The organism is Streptomyces sp. NPDC030809, assembly GCF_055572195.1.
Genome location: NZ_JBVIDV010000031.1, coordinates 33,056 through 50,728, shown reverse-complemented (window position 1 = coordinate 50,728; position 17,673 = coordinate 33,056). Strand labels below are relative to the sequence as shown.

Genomic DNA, 17,673 nt, shown 5'->3' with positions numbered 1-17,673 from the left:
GTGAACATGAAGATCGCTTTCGTAGGGAAGGGCGGCAGCGGCAAGACGACGCTGTCCTCCCTCTTCATCCGCCACCTCGCAGCCGCTGCAGCCCCCGTCGTCGCGGTGGACGCCGACATCAACCAGCACCTGGGGGCCGCGCTCGGCCTCGACCCCGCGGCCGCCGCGGAACTCCCCGCCCTGGGCGCGCACCTGCCGCTCATCAAGGACTACCTGCGCGGCTCGAACCCCCGGATCTCCTCCGCCGAGACCATGATCAAAACCACCCCGCCCGGCACCGGCTCGCGGCTGCTGCGGGTGGTCGAGGACAACCCCGTCTACGCGACCTGCGGCCGCCGGATCGCGCTGGACGGCGGGCCCGTCCTGCTCATGGCCACCGGGCCGTTCACCGAGGCGGACCTCGGGGTGGCCTGCTACCACTCGAAGGTCGGCGCGGTGGAGCTGTGCCTGAACCACCTGGCGGACGGCCGGGACGAGTACGTCGTGGTGGACATGACCGCGGGTTCGGACTCCTTCGCCTCGGGCATGTTCACCCGCTTCGACATGACCTTCCTGGTCGCCGAGCCCACCCTCAAGGGCGTGTCGGTCTACCGCCAGTACAAGGAGTACGCCCGGGACTTCGGGGTCGCGCTCAAGGTGGTCGGGAACAAGGTGCAGGGCCAGGACGACCTGGACTTCCTGCGCGCGGAGGTCGGCGAGGACCTGCTCGTGGCCCTGGGCCACTCGGACTGGGTGCGGGCGATGGAGAAGGGCCGCCCGGCCGCTTTCGAGCTGCTGGAGGCGGGGAACCGCCTGGCGCTGCAGACCCTGCAGGACGCGGTGGACGCGCGCTACCCGCTGCGCGACTGGGAGCGGTACACCGAGCAGATGGTCCACTTCCACCTGCGCAACGCCGAGAGCTGGGGCAACGCGAAGACCGGGGCCGACCTGTCGGCGCAGGTGGACCCCGGCTTCGTACTGCGCGAGGAGCCGGCCGCGGTCAGTCCTCCTCGCTCCGCCCTGCCTGCTCCGCAGCCGGCTTGACGGCCGCCGGCGCCGCGGGAGCGGCGGGCTTGGCGGCCGGACCGGCCGTCATGAACTTCGCCCAGCCCTCCTTCGGCGCCTCGCCGACCTCAAGGGTGCGCAGCCACTCCAGGACCTTCGGGTCCTGGGCGTCCAGCCAGTCGGCGAGCTCCCGGAAGGGCACGCAGCGGACGTCCTTCTGGGTGCAGACGCCCTTGATGGTCTCCTCGACGGCGCGCATGTAGGTGCCGCCGTTCCAGGACTCGAAGTGGTTGCCGATGATCAGCGGTGCGCGGTTGCCCTGGTAGGCCCGGTCGAACGCCTTCAGCAGGCCGTCGCGCATCTGGTCGCCCCAGTAGCGGTGCTGGGAGGGGTCGCCCTGCGAGGTCGTGCCCGACTGGTTGACCATGTAGTTGTAGTCCATGCTCAGCGTCTCGAAGGCGCGGCCGGGCATGGGGACGAGCTGGAGCGGCAGGTCCCACAGGCCGGCGGTGCGCTGGGGCCAGACCTGCTTGCTGATGCCGCTGGAGTCGTAGCGGAAGCCCATCTGCTTCGCCGCGAGCATGAAGTTCTTCTGGCCCTCCAGGCAGGGGGTCCGGGCGCCGATGAGCTCCTTGTCGTAGTCGAAGGGCAGCGCCTTCTCCTTCTGGAGGCCGGAGTTGGTCTTCCAGTTCTTGACGAAGGACTTGGCCTGGTTGATCTCGCTCTTCCACTCCTCGACCGACCAGGTGCCGACCCCGCCTTCGGGGCCGCAGAAGTGGCCGTTGAAGTGGGTGCCGATCTCGTTGCCTTCGAGCCAGGCGCCGCGCAGCTGGGCGGCGGTGTCCTTGATGCCCTTGAGGTCGCCGAAGCCGATGTCGGAGCGGCCGGGGCCGTGCTGCGGGGCGCGGTACAGGTCCCGCTTCTCCTCGGGCAGCATGTAGACGCCGCTGAGGAAGTAGGTCATGCGGGCGTTGTGCTTCCTGCCCACTTCGCGGAAGTGCGAGAAGAGCTGCTGGCTGTCCTCGCCGGCCCCGTCCCAGGAGAAGACGACGAACTGCGGGGGCTTCTCCCCGGGGGCGAGGCGGGTGGCGGTCGCGACGTTGGGCTGGCCGCCGGTGTACGAGGTCGAGCCGTCGCCGATGAGCCGGAGCACGCTGCCCGGTGCGACCGGGGCGGCGGCGCCCTTGGGCGGTGCGGCGCGCTTGGCGCCGGGGTGCCCGGCGGGGCCGCCGGGGCCGGAACAGCCGGCTGCGGCCATGACGAGTGCCGTGGCGGCGAGGCCGCCGGCGATCTTCTTCGAGGCGGCCATCCGCCCACCCTCTTCCTTGCAGGTCCGTCCGCGGTCGCCCGGGTCGGTCCGTCCGCGGTCGTCCGGGTCGGTGGTGCTGCCGACCCGGCGGGAGGCTGCAAGGTCGCACGAGGGTGCGATCCAAATACGTATGACAAGCCGTAAAAAATGCCTATTCACCCATGGGAGTCAAACGGTAGCCCGATTGCCCCTTTCCTCCTTCCCTCTTCTTTACTCTGCATTACGATCCGTTTACCGACTGTTGATACTCCCGCCGCTCGCCCCCTGCTTCGGAGGAGACGGGAACCATGCCCCCACGCATCAACCGCTCGCCCCTCGCCGCGGATCTCTCCGCTTCCGTGGCCGTGTTCCTGATCGCGCTGCCGCTCTCCCTCGGCATCGCCCTGGCCACCGGAGCCCCCCTGCAGGCAGGGCTGGTGGCCGCGGCGGCCGGCGGGATCGTGGCCGGACGCCTGGGCGGCGCGCCGCTCCAGGTCAGCGGCCCCGCCGCCGGGCTCACCGTGGTCACCGCCGAGCTCATCCAGCGGTACGGCTGGCGCACCACCTGCGCCATCACCGTGCTGGCCGGGGTGGCCCAGCTCGGCCTGGCCGCACTGCGCACCGCCCGGTCCGCCCTGGCGGTCAGTCCCGCCGTGGTCCACGGCATGCTCGCGGGCATCGGCGTGACCATCGCCCTGGCCCAGCTGCACATCGTGCTCGGCGGCAGCCCGCAGAGCTCCGCGGTGGACAACGTGCTCGGTCTGCCCGGCCAGTTGGCCGACCCGCACCCGATGGCCCTCGCCATGAGCGCGCTGACCCTGCTGGTGTTCCTCGGGTGGCCGCGGATCCCGGGGCGGACCGGCGAGGCCCTGCGGAAGGTCCCCGCCGCCCTCGCGGCCGTGGCCGCCGCCACCGCCGTCGCTGCGCTCGCCGGGCTCAGCCTGCCGCGGGTGGACCTGCCCTCCTGGAGCAGCCACGCCCTGCCGGGGCTGCCCGAGGGGCCGGTGCTGGGCATCCTCGCGGGCGTCCTGACCCTCACCCTGGTCGGCAGCGTGGAGTCCCTGCTCTCGGCAGTGGCCACGGACAAGCTGATCGCCGCCGAGCGGCGCACCGCCGACCGTCCTCGGCGCGCCGACCTCGACCGCGAGCTGCGCGGCCAGGGCGCCGCGAACATCGTCTCGGGAGCCCTCGGCGGGCTGCCCGTCACCGGGGTCGCCGTCCGCAGCGTGGCCAACGTCAAGTCCGGGGCGGTCAGCAGGCGCTCGTCGATCCTGCACGGCTTCTGGGTGCTGCTGGCAGCGGCCGTCATGGTGCCGGTGCTGGACCTGATCCCGCTGGCCTCGCTCGCCGCGCTGGTGATGGCGGTGGGCGTGCAGATGGTGAACATCACCCACATGCGCAGCGTCACCCGGCACGGCGAGGTGGGGGTGTACGCGGCGACCACGGTCTTCGTGGTCCTGCTGGGCGTGCTGGAAGGGGTGGCGATCGGCATCACGGCCGCGGTCGTGGTCGCCCTGCACCGGCTGTCCCGTACGCGGATCACGCAGGAGGTGCGGGACGGGGTGCACCACGTGCGGGTGCGCGGCCAGCTGACCTTCCTCGCGGTGCCGCGGCTCAGCCGGGTCCTGCTCCAGCTCCCGCCGGACGCACAGGTGGTGGTCGAGCTCGACGGGTCCTTCATGGACCACGCGGCGTACGAGACCCTCCAGGACTGGCAGGACTCGCACCGGGCGCACGGCGGCACGGTCGAGGTGACGGGCCGCTCCGGGGCCAGGCTGGCCGAGCCGGCGCGGGGCCCGCGGGGTGCGCACCAGTGCTGCCGGCCGTGGACCCCCTGGCAGAACCACTGCGACCACCGCAGGGACGAGGTGGCCGCGGAGGCGCCCCGGCGCGGGGCCGGCCGGCTGGCCTCCGGAATCAACGCCTTCCAGCGGGACACCGCCCCCCATGTGCGCGGTGAGCTCGAACGGCTGGCCCGCGAGGGTCAGCGCCCCTCCCAGCTCTTCCTGACCTGCGCCGACTCCCGCCTGGTCACCAGCATGATCACGGCAAGCGGTCCGGGGGACCTCTTCACGGTCCGCAACGTCGGGAATCTGGTGCCGCTGCCCGGTGCCGAGGCGGGCGACGACTCGGTGGCGGCGGCGATCGAGTACGCGGTGGACGTGCTGGAGGTGGACACCATCACGGTCTGCGGGCATTCGGGCTGCGGGGCCATGCAGGCCCTGCTCAATTCCGGCCCGGACGCCCCGGACGCCCCCGCCACCCCGCTGCGGCGCTGGCTGCGGCACGGGCTGCCCAGCCTGGAGCGGATGCGCAGCCGGCACGAGCCGTGGGCCAGGATCGCGGGGCGGATGCCGGCCGATGCGGTCGAGCAGCTCTGCCTGACGAACGTGGTCCAGCAGCTGGGGCACCTGCGGGCCCACGAGTCGGTGGCCCGGCGGCTCGCCGAGGGCACCCTCGAACTGCACGGAATGTACTTCCACGTGGGCGAGGCCCAGGCCTATCTGCTCACCGAAGGTGACGGTTTTTTCGACAACCACGTCTTCGACCAGGTGACCCCGGAGGCCGGACCGGCTGAGTCCGCATGCGGCCCGATGCCCTCCGTACGCGGCCCGGAGCAGCGGGGACCGGCGGATTTGCGCCATTCGGCGCTCGAAGAGGCACCTGCGTGAACCTGCGCGCGTCCTGATCCGTGAGACCGTATGGCCCCTTCCCGCACCCTGCAGCGGGGAGGGGCCGTCCGCATGCGCGGGAGCCCGCGATCTCAATAGGTCTAAACCAATTTCCGGTTACCCCTTGTCACCTGGGCATCTGACTGATGAGCTATGCCCGGGACACAACGGACACCCTGGGAAAGGGAGATGTCGTGAGCAACGAAAGCCTGGCCAACCTGCTCAAGGAGGAGCGGCGGTTCGCGCCGCCCGCCGATCTGGCCGCCGAAGCCAACGTGACGGCCGAGGCATACGCACAGGCCTCGGCAGACCGGCTGGGCTTCTGGGCCGAGCAGGCCCGCCGGCTGACCTGGGCCACCGAGCCGACCGAGACCCTCGACTGGACCAACCCGCCCTTCGCCAAGTGGTTCGCCGACGGCAAGCTGAACGTCGCCTACAACTGCGTGGACCGGCACGTCGAGGCAGGGCACGGCGACCGCGTCGCCATCCACTTCGAGGGCGAGCCCGGCGACAGCCGCGCGATCACCTACGCCGAGCTCAAGGACGAGGTCTCCAAGGCCGCCAACGCCCTGACCGAGCTGGGCGTCCAGGCCGGCGACCGGGTCGCGGTCTACCTGCCGATGATCCCCGAGGCGGTCGTCGCGATGCTCGCGTGCGCCCGCGTCGGCGCCGCGCACTCCGTGGTCTTCGGCGGCTTCTCCGCCGACGCCGTGGCCTCCCGCATCCAGGACGCCGACGCCAAGCTCGTCATCACCGCCGACGGCGGCTACCGCCGCGGCAAGCCCTCGGCGCTCAAGCCCGCCATCGACGAGGCCGTGGCCCGCTGCCCGCAGGTCGAGCACGTCCTCGTGGTGCAGCGCACCGGCCAGGACACCGCCTTCACCGAGGGCCGCGACGTCTGGTGGCACGAGCTGGTGGGCCGCCAGTCCGCCGAGCACACCCCGCAGGCCTTCGACGCCGAGCACCCGCTGTTCATCCTCTACACCTCGGGGACCACGGGTAAGCCCAAGGGCATCCTGCACACCTCCGGCGGCTACCTGACCCAGGCCGCGTACACCCACCACGCCGTCTTCGACCTCAAGCCGGAGACCGACGTCTACTGGTGCACCGCCGACATCGGCTGGGTCACCGGGCACTCCTACATCGTGTACGGCCCGCTGGCCAACGGCGCCACCCAGGTCATGTACGAGGGCACCCCGGACACCCCGCACCAGGGCCGGTTCTGGGAGGTCGTGCAGAAGTACGGCGTCACGATCCTCTACACCGCGCCGACGGCCATCCGTACGTTCATGAAGTGGGGAGACGACATCCCCGCCAAGTTCGACCTGTCCAGCCTGCGCGTGCTCGGTTCGGTCGGCGAGCCGATCAACCCGGAGGCCTGGGTCTGGTACCGCGAGCACATCGGCGGCGGCCGCTGCCCGATCGTGGACACCTGGTGGCAGACCGAGACCGGCGCCATGATGATCTCGCCGCTCCCCGGCGTCACCGAGACCAAGCCCGGCTCCGCGCAGCGCGCGCTGCCCGGCATCTCGGCCACCGTCGTGGACGACGAGGCTAACGAGGTGCCCAACGGCGGTGGCGGCTACCTGGTCCTGACCGAGCCGTGGCCCTCGATGCTGCGCACCATCTGGGGTGACGACCAGCGGTTCATCGACACGTACTGGTCCCGTTTCGAGGGCAAGTACTTCGCGGGCGACGGGGCGAAGAAGGACGAGGACGGCGACATCTGGCTGCTCGGCCGCGTGGACGACGTGATGCTGGTGTCCGGCCACAACATCTCCACCACCGAGGTCGAGTCGGCCCTCGTCTCGCACCCGTCCGTGGCCGAGGCGGCCGTCGTGGGCGCCGCCGACGAGACCACGGGGCAGGCGATCGTCGCGTTCGTGATCCTGCGCGGCACCGCCTCCGAGGGCGAGGGGCTGGTGGCGGACCTGCGCAACCACGTGGGTGCCACCCTGGGGCCGATCGCCAAGCCCAAGCGGATCCTGCCGGTCCAGGAGCTCCCGAAGACCCGCTCCGGCAAGATCATGCGCCGTCTGCTGCGCGATGTCGCGGAGAACCGCGAGCTGGGCGACGTCACCACCCTGACCGACTCCTCGGTCATGGACCTGATCCAGACCAAGCTGCCCGCCGCCGCCAGCGAGGACTGAGACCGGGCCCGTACGGGCCGTCCCGGGAGGGGCATCCGGCAGCGCGCCGGATGCCCCTTTCGCGCTTAAAGTGATGATCACCGGATACGTCCTTGCGCACCCCCTGTAAAGTGTTAAAAGCGTAAAGAAATATCTCAGGGTGCGCCGGGAAGTCTGGTCGGCAACTGCTTCTGCCATGCCATGCCGTCCAACTCCCCCCGGAGGTGCCTCCACGTGGCCGCGCCCAGCCGCACCGACCAGCAGCAGAACCGCAAGTTCCTCGGCAGGCTGTCCCTGCCCGAGCGGCGGTTCGTGGCCAACGCCCTGCGCGCCGAGACCGTCGGCGGGGTCCTGCTCCTCGCGGCCGCCATCGCCGCCCTCCTGTGGGCGAACATCCCCGCACTGACGGACAGCTACGACAGCGTCCGCAGCTTCCACCTCGGCCCCGGCTCCCTCGGGCTCGACCTCTCGCTCCAGCACTGGGCGGCCGACGGCCTGCTCGCCGTCTTCTTCTTCGTCGCCGGCATCGAGCTCAAACGCGAACTGGTCGCCGGGGACCTGCGCGACCCCAAGGCGGCGGTCCTGCCGGTCATCGCGGCGATCTGCGGCATGGCCGTCCCCGCCCTCGTCTACACCCTCGTCAACGTCACCGGCGGCGGCTCGCTCGGCGGCTGGGCGGTCCCGACCGCCACCGACATCGCCTTCGCCCTCGCCGTCCTCGCGGTCATCGGCACCTCGCTGCCCTCGGCCCTGCGCGCCTTCCTGCTGACCCTGGCCGTGGTCGACGACCTCTTCGCCATCCTGATCATCGCGGTCTTCTTCACCAGCGAGATCGACTTCGCGGCCCTGGGCGGCGCGGTGGTGGGCCTGGTGCTCTTCTGGTACCTGCTGCGCAGGCGGGTGCGCGGCTGGTACGTGTACGTCCCGCTGGCGCTCGTGATCTGGGGCCTGATGTACAACAGCGGGGTCCACGCCACCATCGCGGGCGTGGCCATGGGCCTGATGCTCCGCTGCACCCGCCAGGACGGGGAGGAGCACTCCCCCGGCGAGCACATCGAGCACCTGGTCCGGCCGCTCTCGGCCGGGCTCGCGGTGCCCCTCTTCGCGCTGTTCTCCGCAGGGGTCTCGCTCTCCGACGAGTCCATCGGACAGGTCTTCACCCGGCCCGAGACCCTCGGCGTGGTCCTCGGCCTGGTCCTCGGCAAGACCGCCGGCATCTTCGGGGGCACCTGGCTCGCGGCCCGCTTCACCCGGGCCGAGCTCAACGAGGACCTCGCCTGGCCGGACGTGCTGGCGGTGGCCTCCCTGGCCGGCATCGGCTTCACGGTCTCCCTGCTGATCGGCGAACTCGCCTTCGACGGCGATCCGGTGCTCACCGACGAGGTCAAGGCCGCCGTCCTCTTCGGCTCCCTGATCTCGGCGGTCGTCGCCGGAACCATGCTCAAGATCCGCAACAGCCGGTACCGGAAGCTCACCGAGGACGAGGAGCGGGACGAGGACCTCGACGGCATCCCGGACGTGTACGAGCAGGACAACCCCGAGTACCACCTGCGGATGGCCCGCATCCACGAGGAGAAGGCCGCGGACCACCGCAGGCGTGCGGAACTCGCAGCCGGGTCCCGCACCGGCGGCGAAGGTCCGGCATGATCTGACAGCAGACCGGATTCGTTGACGGACAGTCGAACAGAGGGAGAGACCGATGAGCGCAGCGGACCAAGGGGCCCCAGAGACCGAGCGGACGCTCGGCCAGCTGGTCGCCTCGGCCACCGCCGAGATGTCCGCCCTGGTGCACGACGAGATCGCGCTCGCCAAGGCCGAGCTGCGCCAGGACGTCAAGCGGGCGGGCATCGGCGGCGCGGCGATCGGCATCGCCGGCGTACTGGCCCTCTTCTCCCTGCCGGTGCTGAGCTTCGCGGCCGCGTACGGCATCCACAACCTGGGGCTCGGGCTGGCCTGGTCCTTCCTCATCGTGGGCGCGGCGTTCCTGCTGCTCGCGGGGCTGCTGGCGATGCTCGCGGTGTCGAAGTTCAAGAAGGTCAAGCCGCCGGAGAAGTCCATCGCGTCGGTCAAGCAGACCGCTGCGCTCGTCGGGACCGTCAAGCCGCACCCGCGGCCGGTCAGTGACAAGGCCCTGGGTGTGGCACGCTCGTCTGCATGACAGCGTCCACTCCGGAACCCGGCACTCCGCCCACTGCCGCCACGGCGGTGCGGCTCGACCTCCCCGGCGGGCGGCCGGTGACGCACCGGGATGTCGCGGCCAACGGCGCGCGCTTCCACGTGGCGGAGGCCGGGGACGGTCCGCTGGTGCTGCTGCTGCACGGCTTCCCCCAGTTCTGGTGGACCTGGCGGCACCAGATGACCGCCCTGGCCGATGCCGGATACCGGGCGGTGGCCATGGACCTGCGCGGGGTGGGCGGCAGCGACCGCACCCCGCGGGGCTACGACCCGGCCAATCTCGCCCTCGACATCACCGGGGTCGTACGCTCCCTCGGCGAGCCGGACGCCGCGCTCGTCGGGCACGACCTGGGCGGCTACCTGGCCTGGACCGCGGCCGTGATGCGGCCCAAGCTGGTGCGCCGGCTGGTGGTCTCCTCCATGCCGCACCCGCGCCGCTGGCGTTCGGCGATGCTGTCGGACTTCGCCCAGAGCCGCGCCGGTGCGCACATCTGGGGCTTCCAGCGGCCCTGGATCCCCGAGCGGCAGCTGGTCGCCGACGAGGGCGCGCTGGTGGGCGAGCTGATCCGGGAGTGGTCGGGCCCGCGGCTGCCGGAGGAGGCGGACGTGGACGTGTACCGGCGGGCGATGTGCATCCCGTCCACCGCGCACTGCTCGATCGAGCCCTACCGCTGGATGGTGCGTTCGCTGGCGCGGCCGGACGGGCTCCAGTTCAACCGGCGCATGAAGCGGCCCGTGCGCGTCCCCACCCTGCACCTGCACGGGTCGCTGGATCCGGTGATGCGCACGCGCAGCGCGGCGGGCTCCGGCGCGTACGTGGAAGCGCCGTACCGGTGGCGGCTGTTCGACGGGCTCGGGCACTTCCCGCACGAGGAGGACCCGGCGCTCTTCTCCGCGGAGCTCGTGAACTGGCTCAAGGACCCCGAGCCGGACCGCTGACCCTGACCCTCCGTCGGGTTCCGGCCCGGACTGCTTCCGCTGACGGTCCGTGACCTCCCGTGAACACCAAGGGAACGCTCGTCCTACGAACATTCAAATGCCTGGCGCATAGGCCAATTGGCCCTCCCCCGGGCGGTTACCGACCTTGGGCCACGGGCAGAGGTCGAAGTATGGGCTGGACGCACGACTACGGTGACTCCGCACGCAACCGCCGCTCGGCGCCTTCGCCGGGCAGCTTCGAGAGGTCGGGACGCTCGCATGACGGCGAGGACCACCGCCTCGGAATCCCGCGCATCCTGCGCCGCCGGGCCCGCTGGGTCTCGGCCCGGCTCCGGCACCCGCGCCCCTGACCGCGTCCCGGACCCGCACCTGCGCCCGTGCCCTCGTACGACGACGGCCGGCCCCCGCCCAGTGGCGGAGCCGGCCGGCGTACCCGTGAGAGCTGCGGCTACAGCGCGCAGCCCTGCGTGTTGACCCGGGTCTGGGCCTCCTTGCCGATCCGGATGTCGTCGCGGACCTCGTCCACGGTCAGCGCGTAGCCGGTGTTCGGGTCGTCGAGGGACTTGGCGAACACGACCCCGTACACCTTGCCGTCGGGGGTCAGCAGCGGGCCGCCGCTGTTGCCCTGGCGGACCGTCGCGTACAGGGAGTAGACGTCCCTGCGGACCGTGCCGCGGTGGTAGATGTCCGGGCCGTTGGCGTTGATCCGGCCGCGGACGCGGGCTGCGCGCACGTCGTAGCCGCCGTTCTCCGGGAAGCCGGCGACGATCGCGTCGTTGCTGCTGCGCGCGTCGGTCTCGGTGAAGTGGAGTGCCGGCGCGTCCAGCTTGGGCACGTCCAGGACGGCGATGTCGCGCTCCCAGTCGTAGAGCACCACGGTGGCGTCGTAGAGCCTGCCCTCGCCGCCTATCTGGACGGTGGGCTCCTGCACCCCGCCGACCACGTGCGCGTTCGTCATGACCTTGCCCGGGGCGAAGACGAAGCCGGTGCCTTCGAGCACCTTGCTGCAGCTGGGGGCGGTGCCGACCACCTTCACGATCGAACGCCTGGCCTGCTGGGCGACCGGGCTGGCGGCGAGGGCCGGGTCGGGTGCCCGGACCTCGGTGATCGGCTCGTTCGAGAACGGGCTGAAGACCTGCGGGAAGCCGTTCTGCGCCAGGACGGAGCTGAAGTCGGTGAACCACGTGTCGGCCTGGTCGGGCAGGACCCGCGAGACCCCCAGCAGCACCTTGGAGTTGCGGACCTCCTTGCCCAGGGTCGGCAGCGAGGTCCCTGCCAGTGCAGAACCGATCAGCCAGGCCACCAGCAGCATGGCGACCACGTTGACCAGCGCGCCGCCGGTGGCGTCCAGGGCGCGGGCCGGCGACCAGGTGATGTGCCGGCGCAGCTTGTTCCCCAGGTGGGTGGTGAAGGCCTGGCCGATCGAGGCGCAGACGATCACGACGACCACCGCGACCACCACGGCCGTGGTGGACACCTCGGCACGGTCGGTCAGCTGATCCCAGATCAGGGGGAGCAGGGACACGGCAATGAGGCCACCGCCCAGGAAGCCGATCACCGACAGGATGCCGACGACGAAGCCCTGGCGGTAGCCGACGATCGCGAACCACACGGCGGCGACCAGCAACAGGATGTCCAGCACGTTCACGTGGGCCACCGTCTCATGCGCGCCAGTCGATCGTGACCTGCCGGGAGCGGTCCCAGGGCTGCTCCCAGCCGGCGTAATGCAGGATCTTGTCGATCACTCCGGCGGTAAAGCCCCAGACCAGAGCCGATTCGACCAGAAATGCGGGACCTTGGTGGCCGCTCGGGTGCACCGCGGAGGCGCGGTGCTCGGGGTTCGTGAGATCCGCCACGGGAACCGTGAACACGCGGGCCGTCTCGGCCGGGTCCACGGCCTGCACCGGGCTGGGCTCGCGCCACCAGCCGAGCACCGGGGTGACGACGAACTCGCTGACCGGGATGTAGAGCCGCGGCAGCACTCCGAAGAGCTGCACCCCGGCCGGGTCCAGCCCGGTCTCCTCCTCGGCCTCGCGCAGGGCGGCGCGCAGCGGGCCGGTGGTCGCCGGGTCGCCGTCCTCGGGGTCGAGGGCGCCGCCCGGGAAGGAGGGCTGGCCGGCGTGGGAGCGCAGGGTGCCGGCACGCTCCATCAGGAGCAGCTCGGGGCCCCGCTCGCCCTCGCCGAAGAGGATCAGGACGGCGGACTGGCGGCCGGCACCGTCCTCGGGCGGGAGGAACCGGCTCAGCTGGCGGGGGCGGACGGTGCGCGCCGCCTCGGCGACCGGGTGCAGCCATGCGGGCAGCCCCCGGGTGGTGACGGCGACGCCGTCGCCGGGAGCCGTGTCCGCGGCCCCCGTGGTCTCGTCCCGCATCGCCCGGGTCATAGGCACCCCTGTCTGTTCTCCCCCATCACCGGCACAACGCGGCCCGGGGCCGGATTCGTTCCTGACGACGTGCGGGCCGGGCCGCCGCCGGCCCCCGCGCTCTCAGCCCGCCTCGCCGAGCGGGGGTGCGGGCAGCCCCGGGTAGTCGGCCGGCGGGTTCAGCCGCTGGCCCGGCCGGCCGCCCTTCTCGTACTTCAGCAGCTTGGCGGCCTTGTCCGGGTCGGTCTCCCCCTCCCCGTACGCCGGGCAGAGCGGGGCGATGGGGCAGGCCCCGCAGGCGGGCTTGCGGGCGTGGCAGATGCGGCGGCCGTGGAAGACCACGCGGTGCGAGAGCATGGTCCACTCGCTCTTGGGGAAGATCGCGCAGATCTCCGCCTCGACCTTCTCCGGGTCCTCCTGCTCGGTCCACTTCCAGCGCCGCACCAGCCGGCCGAAGTGGGTGTCCACGGTGATCCCCGGGACCCCGAACGCGTTGCCGAGCACCACGTTCGCCGTCTTGCGGCCGACGCCGGGCAGGGTGACCAGGTCCTCCAGCCGGCCGGGCACCTCCCCGCCGAAGCGGTCCCGCAGGGCCGCGGAGAGGCCGAGGAGGGACCTCGCCTTGGCCCGGAAGAACCCGGTCGGCCGGATGATCTCCTCCAGCTCCTCCGGGGCGGCCGCGGCCATGTCCTCGGGGGTGGGGTAGGCGGCGAACAGGGCCGGGGTGGTCTGGTTCACCCGCAGGTCGGTGGTCTGGGCGGACAGGACGGTCGCGACCAGCAGCTCGAAGGGGTTGCGGAAGTCCAGCTCCGGGTGGGCGTACGGGTAGACCTCGGCGAGCTCGCGGTTGATCCGGCGGGCCCTGCGCACCATCGCGAGGTGCGACTCGGGCTTCGCCGCCGCGCGCTTTCCGGACACCCCGGCAGCACTCTTGGCCGAAACTTTGCCCTCCGTCCCGGCGGAGCCCTTCCGGGCCGCCGGAGCCTTCTTCGCGGGGCGCGCGGGGGCCGACCCCACCCCTTGTTCGCCCACAGCAGAATGGGGGGCCGCGGCCACGCCCGCGAGCCCGTTGGCCTGTGCTCTCACCGGCTTATTGGACACTCGGCCAGCCTAAGCGCAGTCGCCGACATGGCGCCCGGACCAGAGGTAACACCACCCCGATGGGCCCCGGGCAGCACAGCACGCCCTTCCGTCCGGCATCCTTGTGATTGATCGCACTGTTTGAAGCGTCCTGCAAAATGGGGCATGGTCCCCTGAGCCGGTCGACATAGGAGAGACACTCGTGGACGACGTTCTGCGGCGCGCCCCGCTGTTCGCGGCGCTCGATGACGAGCAGGCCGCGGAGCTCCGCGCCTCCATGGGCGAGGTGACCCTCGCACGCGGCGACGCCCTGTTCCACGAGGGCGACCCCGGTGACCGGCTGTACGTCGTCACCGACGGCAAGGTGAAGCTGCACCGCACCTCCCCCGACGGCCGCGAGAACATGCTCGCCGTCCTGGGCCCCGGTGAGCTGATCGGCGAGCTGTCGCTGTTCGACCCGGGCCCGCGCACCGCCACGGCCACCGCGCTGACCGAGGTCAAGCTGCTCGGCCTGGGCCACAGCGACCTCCAGCCCTGGCTGAACGCACGCCCCGAGGTGGCCACGGCCCTGCTGCGCGCCGTCGCCCGCCGCCTGCGCAAGACCAACGACCAGATGTCCGACCTGGTCTTCTCCGACGTGCCGGGCCGCGTCGCCCGCGCCCTCCTCGACCTGTCGCGCCGCTTCGGCGTCCAGTCCGAGGAAGGCATCCACGTGGTGCACGACCTGACCCAGGAAGAGCTGGCCCAGCTGGTCGGCGCCTCCCGCGAGACGGTCAACAAGGCACTCGCCGACTTCGCGGGCCGCGGCTGGCTGCGCCTGGAGGCGCGCGCCGTGATCCTGCTCGACGTCGAGCGGCTGGCGAAGCGGTCCCGCTGACCGCCTCACCCGTTCGGCTCAGCCGACCGTGACCCCGTGAAGGGGCCCCACCCGCCGGGTGGGGCCCCTTCGCCGTTCCCCGGCGTGGGCAGCCGCCGCTCGGGGGGCGTACGGGCGCACAGTGGGGGCATGGAGCACACGCCGGGGTTCGTGGAGCGCGAGGGAAGCCTGGGGCGGATCGCGGCCGCGGACCGGCCCGTGGTGGCCGCCGCCCGGGCCCGGGTGGCGGAGGCCTTCGGCAGCCGGCTGCACAGCGCCTACCTGTACGGGCCGGTCCCGCTCGGCCGCCCCGGGCCCCTCGGGCTGCTGCTCGCCCTGCGGGCCGAACCGGGCCCGCAGGACCACGCGACCGCGCAGGCGCTGGCCGACGCCCTCGGCGCGGGCGCCCCGGCCGGGGTCGCGGTGCTGCTGCGCGGCAAGGAGACCGTGCTCGCCGAGGAGGAGCGGGACGGTCTGGGCTGGTTCACCGCCTGCCAGTGCGTCCCCCTGCTGGGCGAGGACCTGGCCGAGCACCTGCCCCGGTACCGCGCGGACGCGGGGCTGGGCGCCGCCCTGCCCCGCTGGCGGGAGCTGCCGCCCTCCCCGGAGCTGAGCCGGGCGGTCGCGCGCCGCCTGGTGCGGGCGGCGTTCACGCTGGTCGTGCCCGAGTGGGGGGCGTGGACGGACGACCTCGCCGAGGCGGCCGAGGTGTTCGCGCGCCTGCGTCCCGAGCGGGCCGCGGAGGTACGGGCCGCGGCCGCCGTGGCCCTGGACCCGGCCGGTGACCCGGCGGCCCTCGCCGGCTTCACCGGGGAACTCGGCCCCTGGCTGGCGGCCGCCGCGCAGGACCGCTACGGCACCAGCGCCTCCACGGCCGCCACGGCCTCGCGCAGGGGCGCTCCGGTCAGACCCCGGTAGACCTTGATCGCCTCGATCCTGCGGCCCTCCGCGGCCAGGGCGCGGACCCGGTCCAGGTCCTCGGCGGCGAGGCCTCCCGGGTCGGCGGCCCCGAGGTGGTCGAGGAGCAGGCCGACCCGGCGGTCGAGCCGGTCCACCGTGCGTTCGAGGGCCTTGAGCCGCAGGACGAGGGTGCCGGTCACGGAGGCCGCCGCGCCGGTCACGGCGAGCAGTATGAAGATCCACATGGCGGGCAGGCTAACCGGCCGGGGCCGGTCCGAAAGCAGCCGACACGGCCGCCGCCGCCGGAAGGATCCGCAGCTCAGAAGGGCCGGTCGTCCGGGATCAGCCCGTGCTCGCGCAGGTACTCCAGCTGGGCCCGTACGGACCATTCCGCGGCCGGCCACAGGGAGCGGTCCACGTCCGCGTACACGTGGGCGACGACCGCCTCCGGGGTGGTGAACCCGTTCTCCACCGCCGTCTCCACCTGGGCCAGCCGGTGCGCCCGGTGGGCCAGGTAGAACTCGACCGCGCCCTGGGCGTCGTCCAGCACCGGCCCGTGCCCCGGCAGCACCGTGTGCACGCCGTCGTCGACGGTCAGCGAGCGCAGCCGCCGCAGCGAGTCGAGGTAGTCCCCGAGCCGGCCGTCCGGGTGCGCCACGACCGTCGTGCCGCGCCCGAGGATCGTGTCCCCGGTGAGCACCGCGCGGTCGGCGGGCAGGTGGAAGCAGAGGGAGTCGGCGGTGTGGCCGGGGGTGGGCACCACGCGCAGCTCCAGGCCGCCCACGCGGACCACGTCCCCCGCGCCCAGTCCCTCGTCCCCGAGCCGCAGGGCCGGGTCGAGGGCCCGTACCTTCGTGCCGGTCAGCTCGGCGAACCGGCCGGCGCCCGCCGCGTGGTCGGAGTGGCCGTGCGTGAGGAGGGTGAGCGCGATCCGCTTGCCGGCCCTCTCGGCCGTGGCGACGACCTCGCGCAGGTGTACGTCGTCCAGCGGGCCGGGGTCGATCACGACGGCCAGCTCGGAGTCGGGCTCGGAGACGATCCAGGTGTTGGTGCCGTCGAGGGTCATGGCCGAGGGGTTGGGGGCGAGCACGTTGACCGCGCGGGCGGTCGCCGGGCCCGAGGCCACGACCCCGCGCGGCTGTCCGGGGAGGGCGGCGGCGTCCGTCATGCCGCACCTCCGCCCGGCCGTACCCGCTTGGTGAACTCGTTGTGGCCCGGCCAGCTCAGCACCAGCTCGCCGTTCTCCAGCGAGGCCTGGGCCAGCACCGGGGCCAGGTCCTGCCCGGCCGCGGCCGCCAGGGCCTCGGCGGCGGTGCCGTACGGCTCCAGGGAGCGCAGGGTGGCGATGGTCGGCGGCATCATCAGCAGCTCGCCCTTGTCGTAGCCGGCGGCGGCGTCCGCGGGCCGGGTCCACACGGTCCGGTCGGCCTCGGTGGAGACGTTCCGGGTGCGCTGGCCCTCGGGCAGGGCGGCGACGAAGAACCAGGTGTCGTAGCGGCGCGGCTCGAACTCGGGGGTGATCCAGCGGGCCCAGGCGCCCAGCAGGTCGGAGCGGAGCACCAGACCGCGCCGGTCCAGGAAGTCCGCGAAGGACAGGTCCCGGGACACGAGCGCCTGCCGGTCGGCCTCCCAGTCCTCGCCGGTGGTGTCGCCGACCACGGTGTCGGCGGTGGGCCCGGCGAGCAGCACGCCCGCCTCCTCGAACATCTCGCGGACGGCCGCGCAGACCAGGGCCTGGGCGCCCGCGCTGTCGGTGCCGAGCCGCTCCGCCCACCGGTCCAGGCCGGGCCCGGCCCAGCCCACGAGGTGGTCGTCGTCGCGCGGATCGACCCCGCCGCCGGGGTAGGCGTACGCCCCTCCGGCGAAGGCCATGGAGGCCCGGCGGCGCAGCATGTGGACCGCGGGTCCGTCGGGGGTGTCGCGCAGCAGCATGACCGTGGCGGCGCGCTTCGGGGCGACGGGGGTGAGGGTTCCGGCGGCGAGGGCGCGGATCCGGTCGGGCCACTCCGGCGGGTACCACTGGCCTCCGGCGGTGTCGCCGCCCGCTGCGGCCGTCCCCTGTGCGTGTCCGTTCTGACCATTCGGCATGGCCGGATGCTACGGCCATCCGCCCCGATGTTCGAGGGGGTCCCGGACGGGTCACGCCCACTTCGGCCTGCGGAGGGCCGCTCCGGGTTCCGGGTCCCGGGGCCGGGTCAGGGTCCGGAGCCGAGTCCGGGTCCGGGTCCGGGATGCACGACGGCGCCGGACCTCTGCGGTCCGGCGCCGTGGCGGTGGTGCGGCCGGG

16 protein-coding genes are annotated in these 17,673 nt (G+C 72.7%); 9 read left to right on the top strand and 7 right to left on the bottom strand.

Annotation, left to right across the window (positions count from 1 at the left end; genetic code table 11):
• The first annotated feature begins 6 nt into the window (after positions 1-6).
• On the top strand, positions 7-1,023 hold the full coding sequence (locus ACZ407_RS31140; protein ID WP_468134168.1) for an ATP-binding protein: 1,017 nt from the start codon (positions 7-9) through the stop codon (positions 1,021-1,023).
• Here the strand turns inward: ACZ407_RS31140 and ACZ407_RS31135 are convergent.
• A complete protein-coding gene (locus ACZ407_RS31135) occupies positions 980-2,293 on the bottom strand; it encodes a polysaccharide deacetylase family protein (RefSeq protein ID WP_468134166.1) in 1,314 nt (437 codons plus the stop codon). The genes ACZ407_RS31140 and ACZ407_RS31135 overlap by 44 nt on opposite strands.
• A 287-nt stretch (positions 2,294-2,580) precedes the next feature.
• Here ACZ407_RS31135 and ACZ407_RS31130 point away from each other — a divergent pair, with 287 nt between their 5' ends.
• From ACZ407_RS31130 to ACZ407_RS31105, 6 genes are all read left to right on the top strand, one after another.
• Complete coding sequence (locus tag ACZ407_RS31130; protein ID WP_468134165.1) at positions 2,581-4,944, top strand: bifunctional SulP family inorganic anion transporter/carbonic anhydrase; 2,364 nt, start codon at positions 2,581-2,583, stop codon at positions 4,942-4,944.
• A 146-nt stretch (positions 4,945-5,090) separates the two neighbouring features.
• Complete coding sequence (gene acs, locus ACZ407_RS31125) at positions 5,091-7,094, top strand: acetate--CoA ligase (RefSeq protein ID WP_468134163.1); 2,004 nt, start codon at positions 5,091-5,093, stop codon at positions 7,092-7,094.
• 213 nt (positions 7,095-7,307) lie between these two features.
• Complete coding sequence (nhaA, locus tag ACZ407_RS31120) at positions 7,308-8,720, top strand: Na+/H+ antiporter NhaA (protein ID WP_468134161.1); 1,413 nt, start codon at positions 7,308-7,310, stop codon at positions 8,718-8,720.
• A 52-nt stretch (positions 8,721-8,772) separates the two neighbouring features.
• Entirely contained in the window at positions 8,773-9,231 is a 459-nt protein-coding gene (locus ACZ407_RS31115; RefSeq protein ID WP_468134159.1) for a phage holin family protein, read from the top strand.
• Entirely contained in the window at positions 9,228-10,187 is a 960-nt protein-coding gene (locus ACZ407_RS31110) for an alpha/beta fold hydrolase (RefSeq protein ID WP_468134157.1), read from the top strand. Before ACZ407_RS31115 ends, ACZ407_RS31110 begins: the two co-directional genes overlap by 4 nt.
• A gap of 170 nt (positions 10,188-10,357) precedes the next feature.
• Positions 10,358-10,537, top strand: coding sequence for a hypothetical protein (locus tag ACZ407_RS31105; protein WP_468134155.1), 180 nt, complete (start codon positions 10,358-10,360; stop codon positions 10,535-10,537).
• A 98-nt stretch (positions 10,538-10,635) separates the two neighbouring features.
• On the opposite strand, the gene ACZ407_RS31100 is transcribed toward ACZ407_RS31105, so the two are convergent.
• The 3 genes from ACZ407_RS31100 to nth form a co-directional block, all read right to left on the bottom strand.
• The gene (locus ACZ407_RS31100) at positions 10,636-11,835 is read right to left on the bottom strand and encodes a MarP family serine protease (protein ID WP_468134153.1); all 1,200 of its coding nucleotides are present in this window, start codon (positions 11,833-11,835) and stop codon (positions 10,636-10,638) included.
• A gap of 13 nt (positions 11,836-11,848) precedes the next feature.
• The gene (locus tag ACZ407_RS31095) at positions 11,849-12,559 is read right to left on the bottom strand and encodes an NUDIX hydrolase (RefSeq protein WP_468134226.1); all 711 of its coding nucleotides are present in this window, start codon (positions 12,557-12,559) and stop codon (positions 11,849-11,851) included.
• Positions 12,560-12,673: 114 nt separating this feature from the next.
• Positions 12,674-13,468 (bottom strand): endonuclease III, encoded by a 795-nt coding sequence (gene nth, locus ACZ407_RS31090; protein WP_468134151.1) that lies wholly within the window; start codon positions 13,466-13,468, stop codon positions 12,674-12,676.
• 364 nt (positions 13,469-13,832) lie between these two features.
• Between nth and ACZ407_RS31085 the strand changes: the two genes are divergently transcribed.
• Together ACZ407_RS31085 and ACZ407_RS31080 are read left to right on the top strand one after the other, a co-directional pair.
• On the top strand, positions 13,833-14,507 hold the full coding sequence (locus ACZ407_RS31085; protein ID WP_468134149.1) for a Crp/Fnr family transcriptional regulator: 675 nt from the start codon (positions 13,833-13,835) through the stop codon (positions 14,505-14,507).
• Positions 14,508-14,636: 129 nt separating this feature from the next.
• Positions 14,637-15,404 (top strand): nucleotidyltransferase, encoded by a 768-nt coding sequence (locus tag ACZ407_RS31080; RefSeq protein WP_468134147.1) that lies wholly within the window; start codon positions 14,637-14,639, stop codon positions 15,402-15,404.
• Here ACZ407_RS31080 and ACZ407_RS31075 read toward each other — a convergent pair.
• From ACZ407_RS31075 to ACZ407_RS31065, 3 genes are all read right to left on the bottom strand, one after another.
• Complete coding sequence (locus ACZ407_RS31075) at positions 15,338-15,631, bottom strand: hypothetical protein (RefSeq protein ID WP_468134145.1); 294 nt, start codon at positions 15,629-15,631, stop codon at positions 15,338-15,340. The two genes, ACZ407_RS31080 and ACZ407_RS31075, sit on opposite strands and share 67 nt — an antisense overlap.
• A gap of 74 nt (positions 15,632-15,705) precedes the next feature.
• Entirely contained in the window at positions 15,706-16,554 is an 849-nt protein-coding gene (locus ACZ407_RS31070) for an MBL fold metallo-hydrolase (RefSeq protein ID WP_468134144.1), read from the bottom strand.
• Positions 16,551-17,474, bottom strand: coding sequence for an NUDIX hydrolase (locus ACZ407_RS31065; RefSeq protein WP_468134142.1), 924 nt, complete (start codon positions 17,472-17,474; stop codon positions 16,551-16,553). Before ACZ407_RS31065 ends, ACZ407_RS31070 begins: the two co-directional genes overlap by 4 nt.
• Positions 17,475-17,673 lie beyond the last annotated feature (199 nt).

Coding starts and splice junctions, on each gene's coding strand:
- ACZ407_RS31130 (WP_468134165.1), top strand. CDS start 2,581: ATGCCCCCACGCATCAACCGCTCGCCCCTCGCCGCGGATCTCTCCGCT.
- acs (WP_468134163.1), top strand. CDS start 5,091: ATGAGCTATGCCCGGGACACAACGGACACCCTGGGAAAGGGAGATGTC.
- ACZ407_RS31075 (WP_468134145.1), bottom strand. CDS start 15,631: ATGTGGATCTTCATACTGCTCGCCGTGACCGGCGCGGCGGCCTCCGTG.
- ACZ407_RS31140 (WP_468134168.1), top strand. CDS start 7: ATGAAGATCGCTTTCGTAGGGAAGGGCGGCAGCGGCAAGACGACGCTG.
- ACZ407_RS31080 (WP_468134147.1), top strand. CDS start 14,637: ATGGAGCACACGCCGGGGTTCGTGGAGCGCGAGGGAAGCCTGGGGCGG.
- ACZ407_RS31065 (WP_468134142.1), bottom strand. CDS start 17,474: ATGCCGAATGGTCAGAACGGACACGCACAGGGGACGGCCGCAGCGGGC.
- ACZ407_RS31105 (WP_468134155.1), top strand. CDS start 10,358: ATGGGCTGGACGCACGACTACGGTGACTCCGCACGCAACCGCCGCTCG.
- ACZ407_RS31110 (WP_468134157.1), top strand. CDS start 9,228: ATGACAGCGTCCACTCCGGAACCCGGCACTCCGCCCACTGCCGCCACG.
- ACZ407_RS31135 (WP_468134166.1), bottom strand. CDS start 2,293: ATGGCCGCCTCGAAGAAGATCGCCGGCGGCCTCGCCGCCACGGCACTC.
- ACZ407_RS31070 (WP_468134144.1), bottom strand. CDS start 16,554: ATGACGGACGCCGCCGCCCTCCCCGGACAGCCGCGCGGGGTCGTGGCC.
- ACZ407_RS31095 (WP_468134226.1), bottom strand. CDS start 12,559: ATGCGGGACGAGACCACGGGGGCCGCGGACACGGCTCCCGGCGACGGC.
- ACZ407_RS31115 (WP_468134159.1), top strand. CDS start 8,773: ATGAGCGCAGCGGACCAAGGGGCCCCAGAGACCGAGCGGACGCTCGGC.